This is a genomic window from Clostridia bacterium, from assembly GCA_035628995.1.
GTDB lineage: Bacteria > Bacillota > Clostridia > Lutisporales > Lutisporaceae > BRH-c25.
On sequence record DASPIR010000018.1, the window covers coordinates 1 to 7,499 of the forward strand.

Below are 7,499 nucleotides of genomic sequence, written 5' to 3' on the forward strand. Positions count from 1 at the left end.
TACTTGTAAAATCCTAACGCACATAAACCCAACGTCCTGTTGGTATGTGCTAGATTTACATCACGTAAATCTTACGGATTTTCCTACGTATCAAGCTCTATTCTGTTACCCAAAGACTTATAAGTGTTCGCTGATATACAAGGTTAATGCTTCATCCAACTCGATAGACAAACTACCCCAAAGCGTCATAGCCTGAATTACAATGAGCGCTATAGAAGCAGCCATGTAATAGCAAAGGTGTACTTATACAAAGCTTGTCAATGGTACTTAGGAACGGAGCCTTAGAAACAGTCGTATGCGAGGCAAGGATGCCAAGCAAGCCTTCAAGGTCAAGGATGACCATTTGAAGGCGTTAGACTTTTCTTAGGCGAAGAGAGTTAGTACCATCAAGATTTGTATAGCTATACCTTGCTATACATGGCTGCTCTATTGTCTACATAGTAGCATTAGTCTCTTATAGTAAGCTTAGAAGTTTTTTCCCTCTATCATAGAACTCCTGCATCATATCTTCAGGCACAAACAGTCCGCCTGTTGCCCATGCTATATGATTCGCATTTTTCATACTATCACCAAGACCGTTGGTTTTTACATAATCCCTGCCTTTATTGCTTCCATCCAGCCACAGAGGTCCCAGCAGTCCCGGAGTTGCTGATGGTTCCATCTTTATGCCCTCTTCATCCTTCATCATTGCAAGCAGCTTGTATAGTTCCTTATCATCCACTGTGAATACTCCGCTGAGAAGCCGCTCCACCATCTTGCCTACAAATCCCGAAGGCCTGCCAACTGCAAGTCCATCGGCATCTGTTATATTGTCCAGACCGAAGTCCTGCACTGAAACCCTGTCGTTTTCACCTGTTGCCAGACCAAGCAGCATACATGGAGAATGAGTCGGCTCCACAAAGAATACATGCACAGAGTCCCCAAATATCTGCTTCAAGCCAAAGCATATGCCACCCGGTGCCCCGCCCACGCCGCAAGGTAAATATACAAACAATGGGTGGTCTTTATCAACTGCTATTCCAAGACTATCCAGCTGACTCTTCAGACGAAATGCCGCAACGCTGTATCCAAGGAAAAGGTTCTTAGAATGCTCGTCGTCCACAAAGTAGCTGTTTGGATCCTGCTGCGACTGTTTTCTTCCCTCCTCCACAGCTTTGCTGTAGTCTGAGGAATACTCTATGACATTGACTCCCCTGCTTCTCAAAAGCTTCTTCTTCCATTCCTTTGCATCTGCTGACATATGTACGGTAACCTTGAAACCTAAAGCAGAACCCATTATGCCTATGCTGAGTCCCAAATTGCCGGTAGAGCCCACAGCCAGCGAGTATCTTCCAAAGAAATCTTTAAATTCCGGTTCTGCCATCCTTGAATAATCGCCATCAATACCTATCATCCCATTATTAATTGCCAGGTCCTCTGCGTGCTTCAGCACCTCGTAGATGCCTCCCCTTGCCTTAATAGACCCCGCTACTGTAAGGTAATTGTCGCACTTCAGCAGCAGTCCGCCCTCGAAGGCTTGGTTATATACGACCTGCAAGCTTCTTTTCATCTCATCGATATGTACTAATTCAGATTCAATCAAGCCTTCTCTGTCCATTGTCTCAGGGAAAAGTCTTGATATGAGCGGAGCAAATCTTTGGAGCCTTTTTTCTGCATCGATCATATCCTCGTAGTTTACAGGAAGTCCATGCAGTACATTTTCTGCCTTATCCAGCATTTCATTTATCCAAAAGGTTGGGTTATAATCAATAAGCTCTTTGATAATGGGGTATTCCATCACCCACTGTTCTATGCTTTTACCTAATATTTTATCAACCATAAAACATCCTCCTCCCTATATACTAAATATAACAAAAATAAAATAGGCTGCCTACTACATGTTTTGCAATAAACATTTTATATTACAATTCAAATATTGCAAAAGCATATTCCTTGAACCAGCTTTAATGCAAACTATATAATAAATAAATTATACCCAGAACAGTGTCAAATATGATTCCGTTACATAAAATGGTAATATCACTGCATGTGAGGTGAATTATTATGCCACTTTCTACAAGAGAATTGTTTGCTCGAATGATAAAATGCGAGGCCGGTGGCGAAGGTGAAAATGGGATGAAGGCCGTGGCTACTGTAATAATGAATAGAGTTCATGTACCCAACGGAGAGTATCAAAGAATAGGTCAGGGAGATTTGCGCAGGGTACTCTTTCAGAGGGGGCAGTTTGATTGTGCATCAGAAACCCTTGGTGGAGCTTATAACGCACAGAATATTTATAACATTCCTGCCGAGCAAGAGCATTATGCAATAGCTGACTGGGCGTTGTCAGGCAATAAGCTGCTGACAGTGGCCTATAGTCTGTGGTACTTCAACCCCTTCGTGCCTACATGCCCTCCGATTTTCCCGAGGAATGGATCCGGCAGGTTTACAAATAGGATCCCAGAACACTGTTTCTATAACCCCACAAGGCTTTATTATTCTACATAGGAAAAGAACGAAGAATTATACCAATTAGAATATATATGAAAGGAGATCTTTATGTACAGCAATAGTCCATACAATTATAATCAAATGCCTGCTACTGGCACTCCCCTATCCCAGCTTAATCAGGCTGCCGAAATGGGTACCTCCTTTGGTTATCCTATGGCCCCCACTCCTTATGGAACTCAGCAGTTCGGGGCACAGCCCATGATGGGAGGGCAAGCAGGAATGGGACAGCAGATACCAACAATGCCAGCTCAGCCTATGCAGGTTCCTATTACAGGAGCAGCTCCTGTAGATTTTGACATGCTCCCAACAACACCAGTACTTGATGTGATGTATACTCAAGGCTATCTCAAGAGTCAAATAGGCGCAAGAGTCAAGGTGGAATTCCTTATTGGCACCAATATGTTGATTGACCGTGAGGGAACACTTGTGGATGTTGGAATAAGCTACATTATAATAAATGAGATTGAAACTGATGACCTTCTGCTTTGTGATATTTATTCAATAAAGTTTGTTAGATTCTATAGGTAATATTAATATTTTACCGGGTACAGAGGATAAGAGGTTCGCTGTACCCGGTACACATTTTACTCAAGCCTTATGTTTATGTTTTGCAAGCATTTCAATGTCAAATATAAGGCTCCTCAAATCCTTCTGCTTCTCCTCAAGATCTTTCCGCCGGTACTCGTAAAGTATGGCAATGGCCAGAATAGCAAATTGTACTGCTATGAAAATAAGTCCCTCTCTAATGCTGCTGAACCTAAAAAAACCGTACATGCCCTATACCTCCATGCCCCGCAGGTTGAATACAATCAAGTCCTTTTATCATATATTTCCCCTCCTTATCTTCTTTAGGAGGGGAAATTGAAAAAGTGCATATGCAGGTTTTATCCCACACATGCACTCTATGTTATCATTCAGAATCTCAGGCACCCCTGCACATTACAATACAAACGCATTGTAACACCAATGCAATGGAGCTGCCCTTGAAATAACTGTAAAAATAGACTATAATAACATCAGGTTGCTGTGGCAGCGAAAGCTGCGTTTGTGGGTGGTGCTACACCTGCATGAGCCTGTAAGTGCGTCAACACTTGCAGGTCACGGCGACCTTTTTCAATTCCCCTACAATAATTATAGCCTTATGTTTTCCAATGTGCAACAATTTTGTATTTTTTTGTTTGTTGAATAGCGTAACTGCATTTTGCCATTATTTCTTTCATACCAACCTTCAATACCAGTTTTAGGTTTTGGTTCATCTTTTTTAGGGATATATATTTTAGAAATCTGACTAATAGTCTGCGGTTGGAATGATTGCATGGGTATTTGGTTTACATCAATCTTGATCTCTTTAATTAAGTCCATTCTAGGTAAATTATATATATTTAATGATTTTAATTCATTATTTTGATTATCCATAATACACTCTCCCATACACTTTTTCCTAATTATACCATGTAATATACTATAAACAAATAATATAAAACCCTACAAAATATTTCATATTATGCTAAATTATGGTATAATATGGACATGTATTTTGTGGGAGGATAAAATATGATAGAATATTTTGATATAGATAATTTGAACAAAGGAGCATATTGTGTAGGTAAAGTTAACCAAAAAGTTATCAATCTGTTGAATCTAGATATTAATGAAGTAGATATAATATTTAGTAAGGACAAAATAGAGTATACAGTAAAACATAAGGATGAATACAAAACTTATGATGATTATAAAAGGTTTACAGAGTTAACTCCCAATATTATATCTAGTCCTGATTATATTAGTATGCATCCTAGTGGAAAAAGTATAGAATACATAAAAATAATTGACGAAATTATGATAGTTGCAGTTAGAATTAAGCCTCATGGTGTTTTATGGGTTAAAACAGTATTTCCTATAACAATTGACAAATTTAAAACATATGAGAAATCAGGGACATTAATAAAATATGAATAAAGTATGTTGACAGTACGGTATAGCGTACTGTATAATGTAAGCAAATAGTAATAAAATATTGTAGATAGGTTATTTGAGGGCAGAACAGGCAGCTGCCACGCCACTAAAGTGGTCTGATAAGAGATGTAGGATACGCCTCCCTACCATTTAATCTATCAATAGTGTTCTAGGACTTCCGATTAACCTCGGAGGTCTTTTTCATTGTCAAAAAAGGCATTTAGGTGCCAGATGCAAAGGTTATTAGGTTACTGAAATCGATGATTACAATAACCTAATAACCTCGGAGCCTGGCACTTATCTATAAATTACCGTTTATATAAAAGAATATACATTTTACCAAAATTGTAAACATATTACATTTAATTATGATATAATTCAATAAAAGCCAATCTGAAAGAGGGGGTATGAGTAGCTAGTTGTTTTAGTATTGAGTTTTTAAGTCAAGACAGTTATAAAAATTTAAAGTAATTTAATTTAAGCGACTAGGTTATTAGATAAAAAACAGGAGGTATTTGTTGATGAAAAAAACATTAAGTATTATTTTAATAACATGTTTAGTATTAACAATGGGGGTTTTCGCATCTGCTCATGAGAATACTGATACTTCGAATAGCGATAGCATAAAAGAAGTTATTACACCAGAAGAAAAGGCTTTTAATGAAAAAATAGATCAATATTTTGATAATCACGATAAAGAAAGTATTGAAAAAACATTAAAGAAATTATTTTCAGCAAAAATTAGTGAAATAGAAATGCTCGAAACATTAAAGAACATGACTGACGCTGAACTTTCCAAACAGGGATATTCAAAGAATGATATTAAGAAACTTAGATCACTTGATTATGCGGAGAAATTAAAAGAGCGTGCTAAATATAGTGAGGAAACTCTTAAATCAATGGGTTACAGTGATGAAAAGATAGAAATGCTTAAAAACTTTGATGGTTCACAAGAGCAAGTTACAGCTCTTAGTGCTACTTTAAGCATTGATGGTTTTACAGGTATGTATAGCTATAGCAGTTCAACTAATCAAACTAAACATTCCGGAATAGTATCCTGGGAATGGGATTATGCCCCAGTATGGGCATTTACAGATATAATAGGGGCATCATGGTTTGAAGGCTGGCATTTAAGTTCTACAGCATATCACAATGTATACTATGAGCATTCCCTTGGAACAAGAGCAACACAGACATCAAAAAAGAGTTTTTCAGCAGTGGAAACTATCGCAGCTAAAAGCACATTCCCAGTTACAGGCACAGTCTACGGTGACTTAGACTATATGTGGGCTAGAAGTGGGTATGTCAATCTAATCATTTATATAGCTGGTAACGAGTTAAATTCAAATATTATGATTAAGTATGGACATCGACAAGTTGTCGGAACTCCATCAATAAGTGTAGTTGGTGGTTTGGATTTTAATTTCAACACAGGAACATCTGAAGCTGGTTCTTATTTAATACAATATCCAGACGAAGGTTAAATTTGATAATTTACAATTATAGAGTAAAATAAAATATAATAACCTAGTCGCTTTCAACTTTTTATAATATTTAGGAGGAAAAAATGTTATTACTAATATCATCAATAATATTGGGTTATATTGGATTCAGTATTGGAGGGACATTACAACTTGCCGATTTTTGGTCAATTTCTTTCGGCCTTATTGGCTTTACTGCACCTTATGCATACATTTTAGAAAAGATATATAAGAGGCTTTACAAGGAGTAACGGGAGTGTGAGACAACTATCCAATCAACTCCACTTATAATCATTGCTATCACTCACTTTATCGCCACTTCCGCATTTACTTATGGTACGGTTCACCGTACCATAAGTAAATGCGATTTTTTTGTTCACACAGACAACCGGATAACTTCTGTGCCTGATACTACAATTTAGCATCTTACATGTTTACGTTTAAAGCCCAGTTTTCCTTGATCAACTGCATTTCGAATATATTCTGCTGCGACATTTGTTTGATAGAGGTTTTTGCCCTTAAAAACATCTATCTTTCCTACTTCTTGAGCAATTTTCTTTGCTTCTTCATGAAGCGGTAAAAATGACATACCAACCGCCATAATAAAATTGTTCATGGAATATTTAATACGGTTCGGCTGGTCGTGAATCGTGTCACGTACCCGATTAAGCATTGCTAAAAGCTTGTCCTTGTCGAATTCACTGTCTTTACGGGTGCCTAATAGCCAATCATAGCAGCTCCAGCCAGCCGACATTGTTAATTCTTTTCCGCTGTCAATCCAGCGGTCGGCAACGGTAAAGGCAATATCTGCTTCGGCAAGGGTTACTGCCACAACAAAGTCTGAAATCATATAAAAATAAGCGCCTTCTATCCACCGGTTAAAATCTTCCTCTGTCATTTTCTTTGGCTCCGCTATCATGCCGGCTAAATACATGGCATCATAATTTCCTGTTGCATAAAGCTGTTCTGCTAAAGGTTGGTTGTATTTTATTTTATTGAAAATTGGCTTCATCGCACTTATAGTCACGCCAAAAACAGGCTCGTGCGCACCATTGCTTACATACATTTTTTTCGTGCGCTCTGTACCAAGGGCCTTTAGTTCGTCCATGATTTCATTTAGTTCCATTATTCATATCTCCTTAAATATTATATTAAAATTCGTTACATGATAATATCAACGATATTATTACCTATTTAAGGTTTCCTGTACAAGAAGGTTTATTTCTTCAATGAAAGCACGCACATCCTCAAAGCCGGAAGCGCTCATTTTGAATTTTAGCTTACCATGACAAACACTTTTTTGCTTATCATGTAACTGATATTGGGTTTTTGCCAAACAATTTTTGTAACATCCCACACATTCATCCAAATTGCTAAACATACGCTTTGCAAAATCTGGTGTTTTATAGGCCAGTCTGTTCAGCGTTACTTCCATCATATCAGCTTTCCTATGCCATGTTTCCGGCTTACCATTTGTTATAATATACCATTGTAGAGAATGGTCAAAAATATCATTGCTCAAATATATGGCGTAGGAAAATCCGTAATCCGATGAAACATACGTTATTTTAT

10 protein-coding genes are annotated in these 7,499 nt (G+C 37.7%); 5 read left to right on the top strand and 5 right to left on the bottom strand.

The window, feature by feature from the left end:
- Positions 1-454 precede the first annotated feature (454 nt).
- On the bottom strand, positions 455-1,819 hold the full coding sequence (locus VEB00_05565; protein ID HYF82478.1) for a D-serine ammonia-lyase: 1,365 nt from the start codon (positions 1,817-1,819) through the stop codon (positions 455-457).
- A gap of 224 nt (positions 1,820-2,043) precedes the next feature.
- Here VEB00_05565 and VEB00_05570 point away from each other — a divergent pair, with 224 nt between their 5' ends.
- Both VEB00_05570 and VEB00_05575 read left to right on the top strand, forming a co-directional pair.
- The gene (locus tag VEB00_05570; protein ID HYF82479.1) at positions 2,044-2,487 is read left to right on the top strand and encodes a cell wall hydrolase; all 444 of its coding nucleotides are present in this window, start codon (positions 2,044-2,046) and stop codon (positions 2,485-2,487) included.
- Between the two features lie 51 nt (positions 2,488-2,538).
- Positions 2,539-3,018 carry a hypothetical protein gene (locus VEB00_05575; GenBank protein ID HYF82480.1) on the top strand — a complete coding sequence of 160 codons (480 nt, stop codon included), beginning with the start codon at positions 2,539-2,541 and terminating at the stop codon, positions 3,016-3,018.
- A gap of 60 nt (positions 3,019-3,078) precedes the next feature.
- Here VEB00_05575 and VEB00_05580 read toward each other — a convergent pair whose 3' ends face one another.
- Together VEB00_05580 and VEB00_05585 are read right to left on the bottom strand one after the other, a co-directional pair.
- Complete coding sequence (locus VEB00_05580; GenBank protein ID HYF82481.1) at positions 3,079-3,264, bottom strand: hypothetical protein; 186 nt, start codon at positions 3,262-3,264, stop codon at positions 3,079-3,081.
- Positions 3,265-3,621: 357 nt separating this feature from the next.
- Positions 3,622-3,906, bottom strand: coding sequence for a hypothetical protein (locus VEB00_05585; protein HYF82482.1), 285 nt, complete (start codon positions 3,904-3,906; stop codon positions 3,622-3,624).
- Between the two features lie 138 nt (positions 3,907-4,044).
- Here VEB00_05585 and VEB00_05590 point away from each other — a divergent pair, with 138 nt between their 5' ends.
- The 3 genes from VEB00_05590 to VEB00_05600 all read left to right on the top strand — a co-directional run bounded on the left by VEB00_05590 (position 4,045) and on the right by VEB00_05600 (position 6,178).
- Positions 4,045-4,449: a hypothetical protein gene (locus VEB00_05590; GenBank protein ID HYF82483.1), complete on the top strand. Its 405-nt coding sequence runs from the start codon at positions 4,045-4,047 to the stop codon at positions 4,447-4,449.
- A 518-nt stretch (positions 4,450-4,967) separates the two neighbouring features.
- A complete protein-coding gene (locus tag VEB00_05595) occupies positions 4,968-5,930 on the top strand; it encodes a hypothetical protein (GenBank protein ID HYF82484.1) in 963 nt (320 codons plus the stop codon).
- Positions 5,931-6,013: 83 nt separating this feature from the next.
- On the top strand, positions 6,014-6,178 hold the full coding sequence (locus VEB00_05600; GenBank protein HYF82485.1) for a hypothetical protein: 165 nt from the start codon (positions 6,014-6,016) through the stop codon (positions 6,176-6,178).
- Positions 6,179-6,345: 167 nt separating this feature from the next.
- Here the strand turns inward: VEB00_05600 and VEB00_05605 are convergent, their stop codons facing one another.
- On the bottom strand, positions 6,346-7,053 hold the full coding sequence (locus VEB00_05605; GenBank protein ID HYF82486.1) for a DNA alkylation repair protein: 708 nt from the start codon (positions 7,051-7,053) through the stop codon (positions 6,346-6,348).
- A gap of 60 nt (positions 7,054-7,113) precedes the next feature.
- A partial coding sequence (locus tag VEB00_05610; GenBank protein ID HYF82487.1) for a hypothetical protein occupies positions 7,114-7,499 on the bottom strand: 386 nt, incomplete at its 5' end.

Excerpts from the sequence above, each read along its gene's own strand:
- VEB00_05565 (HYF82478.1), bottom strand. The coding sequence starts at position 1,819 with ATGGTTGATAAAATATTAGGTAAAAGCATAGAACAGTGGGTGATGGAA.
- VEB00_05570 (HYF82479.1), top strand. The coding sequence starts at position 2,044 with ATGCCACTTTCTACAAGAGAATTGTTTGCTCGAATGATAAAATGCGAG.
- VEB00_05575 (HYF82480.1), top strand. The coding sequence starts at position 2,539 with ATGTACAGCAATAGTCCATACAATTATAATCAAATGCCTGCTACTGGC.
- VEB00_05580 (HYF82481.1), bottom strand. The coding sequence starts at position 3,264 with ATGTACGGTTTTTTTAGGTTCAGCAGCATTAGAGAGGGACTTATTTTC.
- VEB00_05585 (HYF82482.1), bottom strand. The coding sequence starts at position 3,906 with ATGGATAATCAAAATAATGAATTAAAATCATTAAATATATATAATTTA.
- VEB00_05590 (HYF82483.1), top strand. The coding sequence starts at position 4,045 with ATGATAGAATATTTTGATATAGATAATTTGAACAAAGGAGCATATTGT.
- VEB00_05595 (HYF82484.1), top strand. The coding sequence starts at position 4,968 with ATGAAAAAAACATTAAGTATTATTTTAATAACATGTTTAGTATTAACA.
- VEB00_05600 (HYF82485.1), top strand. The coding sequence starts at position 6,014 with ATGTTATTACTAATATCATCAATAATATTGGGTTATATTGGATTCAGT.
- VEB00_05605 (HYF82486.1), bottom strand. The coding sequence starts at position 7,053 with ATGGAACTAAATGAAATCATGGACGAACTAAAGGCCCTTGGTACAGAG.